The organism is Aquirufa avitistagni, from assembly GCF_042715545.1.
In the GTDB taxonomy this organism is placed as follows: Bacteria; Bacteroidota; Bacteroidia; order Cytophagales; family Spirosomataceae; genus Aquirufa; species Aquirufa avitistagni.
Genome location: NZ_JBBKXZ010000001.1, coordinates 824,211 through 841,548 on the forward strand (window position 1 = coordinate 824,211; position 17,338 = coordinate 841,548).

General features: G+C 40.5%; 13 protein-coding genes. 7 read left to right on the top strand and 6 right to left on the bottom strand.

The genetic code is table 11. The features are described from left to right. Nucleotides 1-34: 34 nt before the first annotated feature. Nucleotides 35-2,299, bottom strand: a complete 2,265-nt coding sequence (locus U0R10_RS03555) for an aconitate hydratase (protein ID WP_377982535.1) — start codon at nt 2,297-2,299, stop codon at nt 35-37. Nucleotides 2,300-2,641: 342 nt separating this feature from the next. On the opposite strand from U0R10_RS03555, the gene topA reads away from it, so the two are divergent. Together topA and U0R10_RS03565 are read left to right on the top strand one after the other, a co-directional pair. After that, nucleotides 2,642-5,134, top strand: a complete 2,493-nt coding sequence (topA, locus tag U0R10_RS03560) for a type I DNA topoisomerase (protein WP_377982537.1) — start codon at nt 2,642-2,644, stop codon at nt 5,132-5,134. A gap of 6 nt (nt 5,135-5,140) precedes the next feature. Beyond that, nucleotides 5,141-6,031: a bifunctional 5,10-methylenetetrahydrofolate dehydrogenase/5,10-methenyltetrahydrofolate cyclohydrolase gene (locus U0R10_RS03565; protein WP_377982539.1), complete on the top strand. Its 891-nt coding sequence runs from the start codon at nt 5,141-5,143 to the stop codon at nt 6,029-6,031. On the opposite strand, the gene U0R10_RS03570 is transcribed toward U0R10_RS03565, so the two are convergent. The 5 genes from U0R10_RS03570 to U0R10_RS03590 are packed head-to-tail and all read right to left on the bottom strand — an operon-like array spanning nt 6,028 to nt 10,230. Next, nucleotides 6,028-6,936 (bottom strand): class I SAM-dependent methyltransferase, encoded by a 909-nt coding sequence (locus U0R10_RS03570; RefSeq protein ID WP_377982541.1) that lies wholly within the window; start codon nt 6,934-6,936, stop codon nt 6,028-6,030. The genes U0R10_RS03565 and U0R10_RS03570 overlap by 4 nt on opposite strands. Before the next feature lie 3 nt (nt 6,937-6,939). Further along, nucleotides 6,940-8,541 carry a hypothetical protein gene (locus U0R10_RS03575; RefSeq protein ID WP_377982543.1) on the bottom strand — a complete coding sequence of 534 codons (1,602 nt, stop codon included), beginning with the start codon at nt 8,539-8,541 and terminating at the stop codon, nt 6,940-6,942. 3 nt (nt 8,542-8,544) lie between these two features. After that, nucleotides 8,545-8,949: an EVE domain-containing protein gene (locus U0R10_RS03580; protein WP_377982545.1), complete on the bottom strand. Its 405-nt coding sequence runs from the start codon at nt 8,947-8,949 to the stop codon at nt 8,545-8,547. 2 nt (nt 8,950-8,951) lie between these two features. Further along, entirely contained in the window at nt 8,952-9,776 is an 825-nt protein-coding gene (gene menB, locus U0R10_RS03585; RefSeq protein ID WP_377983008.1) for a 1,4-dihydroxy-2-naphthoyl-CoA synthase, read from the bottom strand. Next, nucleotides 9,766-10,230, bottom strand: coding sequence for a DUF2452 domain-containing protein (locus tag U0R10_RS03590; protein ID WP_377982546.1), 465 nt, complete (start codon nt 10,228-10,230; stop codon nt 9,766-9,768). The genes menB and U0R10_RS03590 overlap by 11 nt, the downstream gene beginning before the upstream one ends. Before the next feature lie 84 nt (nt 10,231-10,314). Between U0R10_RS03590 and U0R10_RS03595 the strand changes: the two genes are divergently transcribed. Genes U0R10_RS03595 through U0R10_RS03615 form a run of 5 tightly spaced genes read left to right on the top strand, consistent with a single transcriptional unit; the run spans nt 10,315 to nt 17,331 of the window. After that, a complete protein-coding gene (locus tag U0R10_RS03595; RefSeq protein ID WP_377982548.1) occupies nt 10,315-11,352 on the top strand; it encodes an AMP-binding protein in 1,038 nt (345 codons plus the stop codon). Further along, on the top strand, nt 11,349-12,119 hold the full coding sequence (locus U0R10_RS03600) for a hypothetical protein (protein WP_377982550.1): 771 nt from the start codon (nt 11,349-11,351) through the stop codon (nt 12,117-12,119). Before U0R10_RS03595 ends, U0R10_RS03600 begins: the two co-directional genes overlap by 4 nt. A 9-nt stretch (nt 12,120-12,128) precedes the next feature. Next, a complete protein-coding gene (locus U0R10_RS03605; RefSeq protein ID WP_377982552.1) occupies nt 12,129-13,529 on the top strand; it encodes an aldehyde dehydrogenase family protein in 1,401 nt (466 codons plus the stop codon). Then, nucleotides 13,520-16,282: a hypothetical protein gene (locus tag U0R10_RS03610; RefSeq protein WP_377982554.1), complete on the top strand. Its 2,763-nt coding sequence runs from the start codon at nt 13,520-13,522 to the stop codon at nt 16,280-16,282. The genes U0R10_RS03605 and U0R10_RS03610 overlap by 10 nt, the downstream gene beginning before the upstream one ends. Further along, nucleotides 16,249-17,331 (top strand): tetratricopeptide repeat protein, encoded by a 1,083-nt coding sequence (locus U0R10_RS03615; protein WP_377982556.1) that lies wholly within the window; start codon nt 16,249-16,251, stop codon nt 17,329-17,331. Before U0R10_RS03610 ends, U0R10_RS03615 begins: the two co-directional genes overlap by 34 nt. The last annotated feature ends 7 nt before the right edge of the window (nt 17,332-17,338 follow it).

The window sequence follows — 17,338 nt, forward strand, 5'->3', positions numbered from 1 at the left end:
CGCAAAATTAGTAATTCTGCGCCTTATATCAAATCTATTTTACAGAAGCACGAATAATATTCAATGCACCACCTGCTTTGAACCATTCAATCTGTTGTTCATTGTATGTGTGATTCACAGCAAAGCTATCTTTCGAACCATCTGCGTGAACTAATTCAATCGTTAATGTTTTTCCAGGTGCAAATGAGCCTAGGCCAACAATATTGATACTGTCATTTTCTTGAATCTTGTCATAGTCTGCTTCATTAGTGAATGTTAATGCAAGCATACCTTGTTTTTTCAAGTTGGTCTCATGAATACGGGCAAATGACTTCACCAATACCGCACGAACACCTAAGTGACGTGGTTCCATAGCCGCATGCTCACGCGAAGATCCTTCACCGTAGTTAGTATCTCCTACCACAATCGTACCCACACCAGCTGCTTTGTATGCCCGTTGGGTTGCCGGTACCGGACCATATTCACCTGTTAATTGATTTTTTACATTGTCTGTCTTCTCGTTAAAGAAGTTCACAGCACCAATCAACATGTTATTTGAAATATTATCTAAGTGACCGCGGTATTTCAACCAAGGACCTGCCATGGAGATATGATCCGTTGTACATTTTCCTTTGGCCTTAATCAATAATTTCAAACCAGAAATATCAGTTCCTTCCCAAGCAGCGAATGGATCTAATAATTGTAAACGATCTGAAGTTGGCGAAACTTTAACTTGCACACCAGAACCGTCTGCAGCTGGAGCTTGATATCCTGCATCTTCTGCGGCAAAACCTAATTTCGGCAATTCATCTCCTGAAGGAGCATCTAATTTAACTTGTTCTCCTTTTTCGTTTGTCAACGTATCCGTTAATGGATTGAACGTTAAGTCACCCGCAATGGCTAAGGCAGTAACCATTTCTGGTGATGCTACAAATGCAAATGTGTTTGGATTACCATCCGCACGCTTCGCGAAATTTCTGTTGAATGAGTGAACGATGGTGTTCTTCTCACCTTTTTCAGCTCCTGGACGTGCCCATTGACCAATACATGGTCCACAAGCATTCGAGAATACAGTCGCACCAATCGTATTGAATGTATCAATGAAACCGTCACGCTCGATTGTATAACGTACTAATTCAGAACCAGGTGTGATCGTGAATTGAGCTTTTGTTTTTAATCCTTTGGCAGCCACTTGCTTCGCTAAGGAAGCAGCACGCGCGATATCTTCGTAAGATGAGTTGGTACATGAACCGATTAGGCCAACTTCCACTTTCGTAGGCCAACCGTTTTTCTCAGCCATTTCTTTCATTTTAGAAATTGGCGTAGCCAAATCTGGAGTGAAAGGACCATTCAAATGTGGTTCTAATGTATCTAAATCGATCTCGATTACTTGATCAAAATATTTCTCAGGGTTTGCGTAAACTTCAGGATCAGCTGTTAAATGCTCGCGTACTTGATCTGCCATAGCAGCAACATCCGCACGACCCGTGGACTGTAAATAACGTGCCATCGAATCATCATATCCAAAAGTAGATGTGGTTGCGCCGATTTCAGCACCCATGTTACAGATGGTACCTTTACCTGTACATGACATCGAAGTAGCGCCTTCGCCGAAGTATTCAACTACACAGCCTGTACCACCTTTAACTGTTAAAATACCAGCTACCTTTAAGATTACGTCTTTTGGAGCAGTCCAGCCGTTTAATTTACCTGTTAATTTAACACCGATTAATTTCGGGAATTTCAACTCCCAAGCTAAACCAGCCATCACATCACATGCATCTGCTCCACCCACGCCGATCGCGATCATACCCAAACCACCTGCATTTACTGTATGTGAATCTGTACCGATCATCATTCCACCTGGAAACGCGTAATTCTCCAATACTACTTGGTGAATAATACCCGCACCTGGCTTCCAGAAACCAATACCGTATTTGTCAGAAACCGATGACAAGAAATCGTAAACTTCTTTATTTTTATCTACTGCAACAGCTAAATCCGTTTTTGAAGCAACTTTAGCTTCAATTAAGTGATCGCAATGAACCGTTGACGGAACTGCTACTTGAGGCCGACCAGCCTGCATAAATTGCAATAAAGCCATTTGAGCAGTCGCATCTTGCATAGCAACGCGATCCGGAGCAAAATCTACATAGGAATTACCACGTTCATGTGCCGTAGAAGGTGTTCCTTCCCAAAGATGGCTGTATAGGATTTTTTCAGTTAACGTAAGCGGCTTTCCCGTTAAAGCACGTGCTGCAGCAATGCGAGCAGGCATTTTATCGTAAACAGCTTTAATCATTTCAATGTCAAAGGCCATGTTAATAGTTTTTATATAAGAAATTGCTCGCAAAATTAATAGTTTCAAAGCAAAATTGCCAATTTTGACTACCTGATTTGCTTAGTTTTATTTTTTATTATAATAATTATCTTTTTTTGGATTTTCTCCCGCGCTGCATTTTATTCAATAGGCAATCTAATGGATATGAAGCCTATTTTTTGGTCATTTTCGTTTTTGTTAAAGGAGCAATTCGCACAAATAGTCATCCAAAATATAATTTTAGCGTTTTTTTTTAGTGCTTTCGCTCGAATTGTGTACAAATACATTTTAAGGTTCTATATTTGAAATCTTTTCTAAAATTCAACTTGTAAATTATATCTAATGGCAAAAAATTTGGTCATTGTTGAGTCCCCTGCTAAAGCAAAAACGATAGAAGGTTATTTGGGTAAAGATTTCATCGTCAAATCTTCCTTCGGTCATGTGCGGGATTTACCTACCAAAGGTGATAAAGCCATCGATATTGAACACGATTTTCATCCGACATACGTTGTATCTCCTGATAAAACGAAAGTGATTTCAGAGTTAAAAAGTTTAGCTAAATCATCTGATGAAGTTTGGTTAGCAACGGACGACGACCGTGAGGGAGAAGCCATTTCATGGCACTTAAAAGAAGCGTTGAATTTAAAAGACAATACGAAACGAATTGTTTTTCGTGAAATCACGAAAACTGCGATCCTAAAGGCAATTGAGCAACCGCGTGAAATTGACATGGATTTAGTGAATGCCCAACAAGCGCGTCGTATTATGGACCGTTTAATTGGGTTTGAATTATCTCCCGTTTTATGGTCTAAAGTTCAGAAAGGACTGTCTGCAGGTCGAGTTCAATCAGTTGCCGTACGATTAATCGTAGATCGCGAGCGCGAAATAGAAAAACATGAAGCGGCTGCTTCCTTTAAGGTAGCTGCCCTGTTTGACCTACCAGGTAAAAAAGTATTAAAGGCGGAACTTTCTAAGGCATTTGCTACAGAAGGAGAAGCATTGGAATTCCTCAAAAAGTGTGTGGGCGCGCAATTCTCTATTAAGAATTTAGAGACTAAACCAGCGAAGAAGACACCGGCTCCGCCGTTTACTACATCCACGCTCCAACAAGAGGCCTCGCGTAAATTAGGCTACGCAGTAGCGACAACGATGTCTATTGCACAGAAACTATACGAATCGGGTCGAATCTCGTACATGCGTACGGACTCAACCATGTTATCTCAGGAAGCACGCGATAAAGCGAAAGTAGCGATTGAAAACGCTTATGGCGAAAAGTTTCATCATGCTAGGCAGTTTAAAACTAAATCTGATAGTGCACAAGAAGCTCACGAGGCTATTCGGCCAACGGATTTTGCGTTAAGTACCTTAGGTGGAGATTCTCGGGAACGTAAATTATATGAGTTAATTTGGAAACGCGCCATCGCTTCACAAATGGCTGATGCGCTTTTAGAGCGTACGACCGCGCAAATTGAAATATCTACGGCTTCCGAAATTTTAGTGGCCCAAGGTGAAGTTATTGCTTTTGAAGGTTTTCTGAAGGCATATTTAGAAGGTAAAGACGATGACGATGATGAGGAAAACAAAGATATGTTGCCTCCATTAGCTATTGGTCAAGTTTTAGCTTTAGATGAATTAAAAGCACAAGAGCGTTTCACGCGTCCTTCACCACGCTATACTGAAGCTAGTTTAGTGAAAGCTTTGGAAGAGAAAGGTATAGGCCGACCGTCTACCTATGCTCCTACTATCTCGACGATCATTAAACGTGCTTATGTTGAAAAAGAAGATCGTGCTGGTCGTGAGCGTGCATTTCAAACATGGACGTTAAAAAATGATGAGATTTCAGGTGTCAATGCGACTGAGATTGTAGGGACTGAAAAAGCCAAGCTTTTCCCGACACACATCGGTACGTTAGTCACTGATTTTCTAGTAGAGAATTTCCAGGATGTTGTCGATTTTACATTTACAGCTGAAATGGAAGATGAATTCGACAACATTGCCAAAGGTAAATTACCTTGGGTGAAACTGATGAAGGATTTCTATGGTTCTTTTCACAAAACAATTGAAGATAGTAAATCCATTTCCCGTAGTTCTGTGGGCGGTGGCCGCGAATTAGGCGTTGATCCAGAATCAGGCAAAAAAATATCCGTTCGTTTAGGCAAGTTTGGACCATTCGTTCAATTGGGCGAATCTGGTGAAGAAGATAAACCTGTTTTCGCTAACCTAGCTAAGAATCAATCTATTGCCACATTAAGTTTAGAACAAGCCATTGCATTGTTGGCCCGACCAAAACTACCTCGTGAAATCGGGATTTTAGAGGATAAGCCGGTGGTTATTGGTGCTGGGAAATTAGGACCTTATATTAAGTTTGATGGTAAGTTTATCAGTCTTCCTGAGCCAAATGATCCATTCACGATCGAATTAGACCAAGCTATTTTGGTTATGAAAGCCGCACAAGTTGCAGCTGAATCTGCCGGTTTAGGTTATTTTGAAGATCAATTAATTGAAACAGGAAAAGGTCGTTTTGGACCTTATGTTAAACATAACGGAAAATACGTCTCTTTAGGAAAGACAGATAATTTAACTTCTTTGACTCAGGAACGTGCGATTGAATTGATTTTGGCTAAACGAAATGCGGAAGCCAACAAATTCATCAAAGAATTCCCTGAAAATGCGGCAATTAAGGTGGTTAATGGTATGTATGGACCTTATATCCAAATTGGGAAGCGCAACGTGAAAATTCCTAAAGACCAAGATCCAGCTTCCTTAACGCTTGAAGATTGCATCGCCTTGGGTGATGCAGCCCCTGCTCCTAAAAAGACGACTAGAAAAAAATAAGTAGCTATGAGCCAGATTATTGATGGTAAAATGGTTGCCGAATCCATGAAATCGGCCATTGCAGAAGAAGTTAACGCGTTAGTATCATCTGGGAAACGTGCACCACATTTAGTAGCGATTTTAGTGGGTGATAACGGAGCATCAGAGACCTACGTGGCAAACAAAGTAAAGTCATGTGGTGAATTGGGTTTTGCATCTACCCTATTGCGTTTTGATCCGACAATCACGGAAGCAGAATTATTAAAGGCTGTTCAGGAAGTAAATGATAATCCTGAAATGGATGGCTTAATTGTTCAGTTGCCATTGCCCAATCATATTAACCCAGATCGTGTCATGGAAACGATACACCCGTCAAAAGATGTGGATGGTTTTCATCCAATTAACATCGGTCGAATGGCTAAGGGTTTACCAGCCTATATTTCGGCTACTCCACAAGGAGTGTTGGATTTATTGGCCTATTACAACATTGAAACAGCAGGTAAACACTGTGTGGTAGTTGGCCGTAGCCAAATCGTCGGTTTACCTATGTCCATCCTAATGCAACGTAATCATCCGCAAGGAAACTGTACGGTGACGTTAACGCATTCACGGACGCCTAATTTGGAGGAGATGTGCAAACAAGCAGATATATTGATTGCAGCATTAGGTAAGCCAGAGTTTATCACCGCTGCACATGTTAAACCAGGCGCCGTGGTTATTGACGTAGGTTTGACGCGCGTAGAAGATGCTAGCAAAAAATCAGGTTTTGCTTTGAAAGGTGACGTGGATTTTGATTCGGTCTTCCCAATCTGTTCTTATCTGACACCAGTACCTAAAGGTGTTGGTCCGATGACCATCGTTTCTCTTATGAAAAACACACTCCTAGCTGCAAAAGGAGTCATTTATCCGAAAAACTAAGACTGATATAAATATCGATGGAAAACTCCCAATGGGAGTTTTTTGTCGTATTGGTCATTTAAGTACAATTCACCTGACTCCGCAGTTGACGGGACATTAAATATGCCATTGACCAGATTTTCAACTACAAGCGTAGAGAAACCTAAGGAATACACGTTTGTAAGCAAAATATGCTCTTTGGGATCTAAAATCTCTTTAACGGAGCGCAATAAATCATCTATTTGCTCTTCTAATACCCACTTTTCTCCATCTGGACCACGACCATAAGCGGGTGGATCTAACAAGACACCTTGGTAAATATTACCTCTGCGAGCTTCACGCTTGACAAATTTTAAAGCATCTTCCGCCATCCAACGAATCGAATCAAGCTTAGAAACCTCCATGTTTTCACGGGCCCAAGACAATACGGGCTTGACCGAATCTACGTGCGTTACATCCGCACCCATTTGTCGGCATACCAAACTCGCCCCGCCTGTATACGCGAATAGATTCAGCAACTTGGGTTTGGGAGTCTTGAGTAATGGAATATGCTTGGCTAAGAATTCCCAATTGGATGCTTGCTCAGGAAATAGGCCAACATGCTTGAAGGATGAAAGGCTTATTTTGAAATTTAAATTAAGATTTTTAGATGTGTAAGGAATAAACCATTTATCGGGTACTCCTTTTTTGATATCCCAAACGCCTCGTTCTGTGCTCCCTTTTTCCTTTTTGAAGTGTGCATTTGCCTTAACTGTCCAGAATTCTTCAGATAATGATTTCGTCCAAAGTGCCTGAGGTTCAGGTCTTCTCACACAAAAATCTCCAAACTGCTCAAGCTTTTCAAAATTACCTGAATCAATTAACTCATAACTTTTACCCCAAAATTCGGGCGTTTCGATGGCAATAGCGGCTTGTTTGTTTTCCAAAATTTAGGGATTGAATTGAATCTTGTTGATAAAAAATACGTCTCTTTTTCCATCTTCATTATTATTGATGGATTGCGTACCATGGGCAATGAAATAAGGACCGTACCAGTAATTAAGATCTACTTTGGATGATTTTCGCACCCGGTCTGCCTCATTTTCAGTTTCTATATTGATTATCCGCTCTTGTTCAACGGTTCCGGACTGACTAATTATTTTACTGATAATTTGGTTATCCTTACTATATGAAAGTGTGACTTGATCACCCACAACTGAGGTTTTTATTTTTTGCGTTAACTTCTCTTCTTTGGTGTCATTTAATGGAATGGAATGATCCCAAAGCACATGTCCATTTTCATCTAATTCAGCGACAATTGCATGCGTATACACCCATCCGTCAAACTGCTGATTACTGCCATAAAAGTTGTACCCTCGATATCCCCATGGACTGTAGTAACTCGAAAATGGCGAGTATAATCCATAGTACCCATATCCCCAGCGGTACGGATTATACAACATGCTCCATGGTGAATAGAAATTATTGAATCCTCCCATATTTAGCATTCCCGGTCCATAAAGGCCCATATTATTGTATTTGTAATCTGGGTAAAATGATTCAGCCACGACGATGTAATGATCACCTTTTCGAATGACCTCATGCATCAACAAGCGGTAATCCAAACGTAGTTCTTCGCCTTTGGCTGCTTTTTCTTTGATTTTTTTCGCCTGCCGCTCTTGTTGTTTTGGACTTAAGAACTCAAAGAAATTGGTGAATTTAGTGAATGACTGAAAATTCGTGTGTTGTAATTCGCCATCGATGAATGATTGAAAATAGAATCCTTGTGAACTAGGTCCTTTGGATGATCCAATGGTATTTTTGTGACCGTAAGTGCCGACAACGATTTGCAATGAATCATTCATTTGGCTTAATTTTCCATTCATCATGGCAAATTCCTCGGTTGGCTTCATCTGAACCGATCCCAATAGATTCCCGTCTTCATCAAATGAGCGAATCAACAATTGATAATCCTTTGCTTTTTTGCCAACTGAATAGGTGACGTTTACCTGTTGGAATGCCGTATCCAAATCCATGGATTGAATTTCAGCTTCTCCCTTGACAACTGAAGGAAGAATGCGTGTTTTCTTTTCGTTCAGATTGGTAAAAAGAATGACGGCTTGGCTATTTACGACACCACCGATGAATAAAGAGGCATTGAATGCTTTGAAATTGGATATTTCAATTCGGTCAACGGATATAATTTGGAACTTTTCAATTTTGCCACTTAACGTATTGACGCGAAAAATGATGTATGAATTGCTTTTAAAGCGACTGAAGAGTAAAAATAAGTTTTTACCATCGTAACTGTGTGTTACATAATCTTGCGAAGCTTCAACGGCTGCATTCGCCGACCAGGTTTGCTCTAGATTCGTATTTAATTTTCGAATGTTAAAATCTTGATTGTTTAATTGACTTAGGAGCACCACTCCTTGTTCCCCGATAGGAATTGTAAAATTATTAACATTGCTGTTTAATTGGGGAATTTCTATTCGCTGAGCCAAACTTAATTGGCCACAAAGCATCAATAAAAGCAAGATTAACCTTTTCATAATTTATTCGGCTAGGCTTAAAATAATGTCAAATTCTGCTTTTAAAACGGGCGTAACGGATAAACGCGATTGTTTAATTAATGCCAAATTACTTAACCTCTCATCCGATTTCATGGCCTTTAACGTTACCGTCTTGGCTAATTTTTTGATAGGTTTTAATTCGACAACTACCCAGCGAGGGTCTTCTGTGGTAGGGTCTTGGTAAAATTCTTTTGAAATTTCAGCCAAACCTACTACTTCCATACCTTCGTTTGAGTGGTAAAAAAACACCCAATCACCCGTTTGCATGGCTTTCAGGTTATTGCGTGCCTGGTAATTACGCACCCCATCCCAAACAGATTTCCCTTCTTTAACGAAATCATCCCAAGAATATTTGAATGGTTCTGATTTAACTAACCAATAATTCATGTTTATGGGAATTTAGGAAATTTTGAAAAATCAGGTTTGCGTTTTTCTAAAAAGGCATTTTTACCTTCTTTGGCTTCATCAGATAAATAATATAATAAAGTCGCATTTCCAGCTAATTCTTGAATACCTGCTTGACCATCTAATTCAGCATTGAAGGCTGATTTTAACATACGAAGCGCTAATGGGCTCTTTTCTAATATTTTTTCACACCAGGCAACGGTCGTATTTTCCAACTCCTCTAAGGGGACAACTTTATTGACCAATCCCATTTGCAATGCATCTTGTGCATCATATTGATCGCACAGAAACCAAATTTCACGGGCCTTTTTCTGTCCTACCACACGCGCTAAATAAGAAGCGCCAAATCCGCCATCAAATGATCCCACATTAGGACCTGTTTGACCAAAACGAGCATTTTCAGCAGCAATAGATAAATCACAAATCACATGCAATACATGTCCGCCTCCGATAGCCCATCCGGCCACCATAGCCACAACAGGCTTAGGAATGGTACGAATTTGACGTTGTAAATCAAGTACATTTAATCGAGGTACATAATCTTCTCCTACATATCCCCCATCTCCACGGACACTTTGATCTCCACCCGAACAAAAGGCTTTTCCGCCTTCTCCTGTCAATATAATCACCCCAACAGAGGTATCTTGTCTAGCAAGTTCCATGGCCTCCGACATCTCTTGAACCGTCAATGGTGTGAAGGCGTTGTGTTTGTGCGGACGATTGATGGAAATTTTAGCAATCCCATTGTATTGTTGGAACAAAATCTCTTTGTACTCCTTAATTGGTTTCCATGGAAAATTAGAAATCATCATGTTTGGTCGGTTCTTCGTTATAAGTTACATCCCACGTATGGTCTGCGAGTAAAATCACTTTGGCTAAATAGCGGCTATATTTAAAGGAACGGCCCCATTCGTGCGGGGCAACTAATGAAAGTAAGTCACTTCCATCCTCCTTTTCATACATGTAGTATGTTTCACTAATGATGGGTTCGAAACCCATGGCGGCGTCATAAATACGCTCTGAAATTTCTTTTCGATCAGCAATCATTTTGGCCTGCTTCGCCAAAACCTCCATCTGCTCGTATAATTGATTCATTTGTCGGTCCGTCTGCTGACGCATCGCTAAGATGGATCTTCCTCTCGTTTTGCCTGTGTCTTCCGGTTTGATGACGGCGCCACCCGCTGTGTGCGCGTAGGGCAACAAGCCCGGATTTTGGGCAACTTTATCAGGATTAATGGGATTTACAAATGGATCTTCGCTCATGTACACAAGGTTAAACTGATTAACCTTTATTTAACTCACGAAATTAGAGAATGTTTGGCTATTTTTGGAATGATTTATTGAATTATGCTTCTTTTCTCCCCGCTTGCTCCAGATTACCCTACACCTGCCTCTGATTTCGAAAGACAGGTGTTTGACTTTTGTCAAAAGTGGAAAGATGGAGTGACGCATTTTGAGTTCATGACATCTGGTTCTACAGGTTCACCCAAACCCATTCTGATTCCAAGAGAAGCTATGATTGCTTCTGCCCGTTTGACCGGAGCTTGGCTTCATTTAAATCCCCAAGATGTGGCTTTGCTTTGCCTGCCTGTTCATTACATCGCCGGAGCCATGGTACTCGTACGAGCGCTGGAATTAGATTTATCGCTTGTTTTAGTAGAGCCATCCGTCAATCCATTGCAAGGAATATCTCCGTTATCTATCCAATTAGCCTCATTTGTGCCAAATCAATGGCATGCCATGTTGAAAGACAAGCTAGATTTAGCTGCTTTTTTTTCCAATGCCAAAGGCGTGCTTTTGGGAGGTTCAGGTTTAAGTCCATCTCTTTTAGACGAAACAACGGAATTTAAGTTTCCTGTTTTTTTGACTTATGGAATGACTGAGACCGTATCTCATGTTGCGTTTCAACAGCTTTGTCCCACGTATTCCGCTCATTTTAGTTGGTTACCAGGTGTCAAACATCAAGTGGGTGAAAATGGGTGTGTATCCATTAAATCTGCTGCTACATCGCAACAATGGATACAAACGAATGATATTATTGAGCAAATAGATGATGCGCATTTTAGCCTACTCGGACGTGTAGACCGTGTCATTAACTCCGCAGGGCGTAAAATTCAAGCAGAAAAAGTTGAAACAGCACTTGGGTATCTATTACCAGATCGTTCATTTTTTGTAGGAAGTTTGCCTGATGACGCTTTAGGCCAGAAAGCAGTTTTATTTATGGAGGGATCATCGGTCATAGATGAGCATAGTTTACGAGTACCCTCGCTTGAATCATGGGAAATTCCTAAGGAGGTGATTTATCTTTCTAAATTTGAAACTACGGGTTCTGGTAAAATGGACCGACTTAAATCCGTAGCTTTGTACCTTAATGCGCAAAAATGAATCCAGCCAAATTAGAAAAGAAGTTTCAGTTGTTCTATGAGAGTCCTAACAATGTACCTCCGCCCTATCATTTAGAGGCAGCTTTTGAATTTGATTCCTTTCTAACGGATACGCCTACAGTCAAATGCACGATTCAATATATTGACCGCGACGACTTTTCCCGTGAGGAATTGCTCGCTGAAGGATTAAATATTGAGGATCGCTTTGAATGGACAGGTGCCTTGCCTATTGCTTGGCGTAATCGCCTGGAAGATTCCTTCCGTATGTTTAAGTCTGGTTCATGTAATCCACGTGATGAGGAACCATTTATTACGTTGGAAGCAGCAGATACGACCACAGCATTACCTGTTATATTGGAATTAGATGATACGCTGATTCAGGAGTTTATGCAAGCGATTTTGGAGACAGCTGGTAAAGAAATGCCGCTTTATTTAGGATTTCAATTTGCAGATGAAGATGGCATGTGGGTACGAATAGAAGGAGAATTATCCTTTTTTGATTTGAGCTTTAGGTATTCCAAAGACGGTCATGAGACGTTACGGTTTACGGATGATTGGAAAGGATTACAAGAATTGATGTCCGTTTTGTTTATCGGGGAATTTGTCTTTGAAAAGGGTGTGGAAGAATTGAAACCTAAAACGGAATTTGCTATTTATCCTGGAGATGGAAAATGGTATGTAGCTGGTGATACGTGGTTTAGACCGTCCGGAAATAAAGGATATTTTGATTTGATTGAAGATAAATTACGCACATTGTTTACCATTTAATTCCTATCTATGGAACAGCAAATTAATGAAACCTATGCCTTACAAAAGGCTTCTTTGCAGCGATTAAAAAATGCAAGTGCTGCTTCACGTATCGAGAAACTTCGTTCAATCGAGACATATATGTTGGCACACAAGCAAGATTTGTTTGATGCGTTGTATGCCGACTTTAAAAAGCCGAGTTCAGAGGTAATTATAGCTGAATTGTTGGGTGTTAAAAAAGAGATTAATTACATGATTAAGCATGTTAAATCTTGGATGAAACCTCAGAAAGTAGGTACGCCGCTCATGTTATTAGGAACGCAAGGGCATATTCAGCTGGAGCCTAAAGGCATGTGTTTAATCATTGCTCCTTGGAATTACCCATTCAATTTGGCTATAAATCCCTTAGTTCATGCAATCGCAGCGGGTAATGCCGTGATCTTAAAGCCCTCTGAATTAAGTGAGCATACGTCAGCTTTTATCAAGAAAATGTTAACCTCGTTGTTCGACCCTTCTGAGGTAGCTGTATTTGAAGGTGATGCTTCTGTGGCCAGTTATTTATTGGAGCAGAAATTTGATCATATATTTTTTACAGGTAGCCCGATGATTGGAAAGAAGGTGATGGAGGCTGCTGCCAAACACCTTTGCTCGGTAACCTTGGAATTAGGTGGAAAATCTCCGGCGATCGTAGATGAATCTGCTGATATCGTTGCTTCAGCTCAAAAAATAGCGTGGGGAAAATTCCTAAATAATGGACAAACATGCATCGCACCTGATTACCTATATATCCACGAGAAAGTGAATTTCCAATTCTTGCAAGCGTTGGAACAGACGATTGCCAACTTCTACGGTGTGGGTAAAGATATCGCAGGTAGTAAAGATTATGCCCGCATTGTCAATAAACGTCATTTTGCCCGAATTAAATCATTGGTGGATGACGCAATCCTTCAAGGCGCAAAAGTATTGACGGGTGGGGAATTTGATGAGGCTACTTGTTTTATCAGTCCGACGATTTTAATTAATTGCACCCATGACATGCAAATCATGCAGGAGGAAATTTTTGGTCCTATCCTACCGGTGATGACATTTAAGCATGAAGCAGATATCACGCGCTATTTAAGTCAAGAAGAAAAGCCGTTAGCCTTGTATGTGTTTAGCCAAAATAAGGTCTTCTCTGATTTTATTGTACAAAATACATCGTCAGGCTCATGTCTAATTAATGACTGCTTGATTCAGTTTGGACATGATGAATTGCCATTTGGTGGCGTAAATAATTCAGGTATTGGTAAGTCGGGTGGTAAATTTGGGTTCTTAGAATTTTCACATGCCAAATCAGTTTTAGTTCAGCGGACTAATTTACTCCGGTATTTTTATCCGCCATATACGATGAAAACAAAGTGGCTTATTGAACAGGTTCTCAAATGGTTCTAAGGTGTTTTACCTTATTGATTCTTTTAGTTTGTGGCCAATTGAGTTTGGCACAGATGACCTATTCCATTTTAGATCAAAATCCATTTTCGGTTCGACATAGAATACTTAAACTGCAGCGGTTTCCTGTGCAGATTATTTACCCTGAAGGCCTAGATTCGTTGGCTCAAGTAACGGCGAATTCATTAGATCGTTCGCTTGCACAAGTTGGCCAAGGCATGGGTGTTTCCTTACATCCTTGGAAAGTTGTTTTACAGAACCAAGGAATGCTTTCGAATGGTTTTGTCTCTCTAGCGGCTCCTAGGGCAGAATATTTTATGATGCCGCCACAGGATCCTAGTTTAATTGGTACCAATGATTGGATCAATTTATTAGCCGTACATGAGTCGCGTCACATGTATCAAAATGAAATAGGCCGCACCGGTATTTCTAAATGGCTTCATTATTTATGGGGCAGTAATGGGCAGACGGCCTATACTAACTTGATGATTCCTAATTGGCTGTGGGAAGGAGACGCGGTTGAAACAGAGACTCGGGTTACCGGTTTTGGCCGAAGTGTCATTCCGCAATTTCAAATGCCGCTTCGTGCGTATTTAGATACCTATGGCGCACCTAACTATGCAAAAATGTTGGGACGGTCCTACCGTGAATATGTGCCCAATCATTATGTTTTTGGCCAATATTTAACGTATCGTTTGCAAGAGAAATATGGCCATGATGTCATAGGTCAATTATGGTCAAAGACTTTAAATGCACCCAGACCCTTCTCATTTTCCCGATCAGTTAAACAATTAACAGGTAAGTCGGTGGATGCTTTTTCGCGCGAAAGCTTGGGATTTCAAGCAAATGCGAAAGCGAAAAAAATCAAATCTCCTGGGTTTACGAATTATTTATACCCTGTACCAGTTAGTGACACTTCTTTTGTGGCGTTAAAAAATGGATTTGATGTCAATACCCAGTTGGTCTTGCATACGCCTTCACAAGAGCGGCGTCTCGTTTATTTAGGTCCTTACTTTGATAATGCGATGTTAGCGGCTTCGTCACAATTCGTCGTTTGGTCAGAGTACCAGTATCATCCAAGGTGGGGTCAAAAGAACCAAACGGTTTTTTACTTATATGATTTATTGCAAGGTAAACGAATCAAATGGGGTTCTTTAGGCCAAGCAACGAATCCAAGTATTTCTGCAGATTCAAAGTACATAGGCGCGCTGGTTTACCGTTTATCAGGCGCATCTTCTTTGCAGGTTATTGATCGTGAATCACGTGAGTTGGTTGCGCAGTTAGTTGTTAAACCTGGTGAGCAGTTTGTTCAACCGCGTTTACAGGGTGAATCTGATTTTATTTTTGTGCGCAAAAAGGGTCAATCAAAAACGATTGTTGTTTGGAATTGGAAAGACAATATTTTACGTGATTCTGTTCAATTAGGTGCATTAAATGGGTCTCACCCCTATTTAGCCGGTCAGCATATCTTATTTAATCTACCTGTGGATGGCATTGATCAGGTGGTTCGAGTGGATCCTAAATCGAATCAAGTGAATGTCCTAACATCGGATACATACGGAGCTTATTTTGGGGTTTCTCAAGGTGGTAAGTTGACATATGCACAGTATACCGCCTCAGGTTACCACGTTGTCGAAGGTGATACGGCGGCAAAGAAATCTTTTCAGTTGAATGTAGCCACTAAAGTTTCTACTGGAGATTCAAGCACAACCTATCCCACAACTACATTTTCCAAGTGGAGAATATTTAATCCATACGCTTGGGGGCCGTTAGTGGGTGCACAAGGTAATTCCATCGATATGGGTATTGTGAGTAAAGATGTTTTGAATAACCTTCAGGCGAGTTTTGGGTATCAATGGAATGCAAATGAACGTGTGGCGAATTCTTTTGCGCGTCTTTCCTATCAGGGATTTTTCCCTGTGATTGATTTTAATTATGAATCAGGAAATAGATTTACGGAGTTAAATCTACCTGCAATGAATAATCAATTTGCCTTAGTTTCTGATCAATGGCGGCAAAGCAAGTATTCATTTGGTGTACGTATTCCATTCAATTTAACCCGTTCCGTGTTTCAGGAATCACTTGAGATAGGTTCGAAAGTTGACTTTCTTCAAGTAGCTGGCTATGATTTGCAACGTCGATATATTTCAGAGGCCTTTAATGGGACCTATACTTCTGTCAATTATCAGATTTCGTATTCAAAATTGTTTAATCGGACTTACCGCGATTTACAATCGAAATGGGGTATTCAGGTAGTAGGCCGATTTAACTCAACGCCTTTTGCTCAATCTTTACAGGCAGAAATATGGTCCATTCAATCGAAGCTCTTCTTCCCTGGGTTGTTGAAGCATCACGGATTTAGTGTTCGGACTGGTTACCAACAAGAATCTAAGGGTAATTACCGCTTTGGCAGTAATCTGTATTTTCCGAGAGGATTTAGCTATGCCTCGTTTGATCAGATGTTTAGTTATAGTTTAGATTACCGGTTTCCGGTTGCGTCAACAGATTTCAATGTGGGTAGATGGCTTTATTTGAAGCGTATCAATATGGATTTGTTTGCTGATGGTGGCCGGGGAAAAGTTGTCCAGAAATCTCAGGCCCTAACACGTGATTATCAATCAATCGGCGTAGATTTGTCATTTCAAGTACATTTGATGCGTTTTTCTCAAGAGTTTGAGTTTGGCGTTCGAGGAGTTTATTTACCACAAACAAAAAACTTTGCATGGTATCCGTTGGTACTCGATATCGGTTTTTAATCGTTATTTGTTCTTCTTGGCTTTTTGCTTGTGGTCCATCAGCAGATCAACGAGGCGAAGTTATTCCGCCCAAATCAGCGTATAGCCAACTACAACGTCCTGGTTTAGTGGTTTCTTACATCACCCAACTTTTGCGAGATAGTGATGATGCTCATTTATACTTTTTACGAGCTAAAGCGTATTTGGATTTGCGTGATTATTTGCACGCGGAAAATGACATTAAGCGCGCGCTAGCCAAGAGTCCGGGTGATGTGGATTATTTGTTGGTTTCTGCTCAGATTAAGAGTCATTTAGGTTGGTACGCGCAAGCGCTGGAAGAAGCAAAAGCGCTGGAGTCATCGGGATATAATTCATCTGCGATGTATTTGACATTAAGTGAAATTTATTTAGCCTCACATTCGAAGCGAATTGCGGCTACCTATTTACGCCAAGCAGAAAGTATGGGCGTAGCAGTGGCGGAAAAACCATATCTGTCTTATCTGCAAAAGATGGTACGTGGTGATAGTTTATGGGCCATGCAATCCATTCAACGTAAAGACCTTACGCATAGCCATTTAAGTGATGCATTTTTTAGGTATCACATGCCGCGAATGTCCCAATTGAATTATCAAAATTTGATTTTGGCTGAGTTGAAAAAATATCCATTAGACCCTTATTTGCTCTTAAATTGGGGGCGCTTTTTGGTTCAGTTACATCAATATGATCGTGCTGAAAAGGTTTATTTAAATGTTTTTCGCCAATTACCGCAAAATCCAGCCATTATGTTAGAGCTAGGAGAGTTTTACACACGGTTGGGCAATAACAAACAAGCACTTGTTTACTTAGCTCAAATCCCTACTCAATCTGGTCTCTATCGAGATGCGCTATTTAGTCAAGCGCTTGTGTATTTAAATATGGGCCAAAAATCAAAGAGTATCGCTATGTTAGATTCTGGGCAAAAGCAATTTGTTTCAGACTTGCGATTTATTCAATTGCGTGATCGATTACTGGGTAAGCGCCTAGATAGTACCACGATTTTAGTCGATTCAACCGCACAAAAAAGCGATTAAGCGCTGT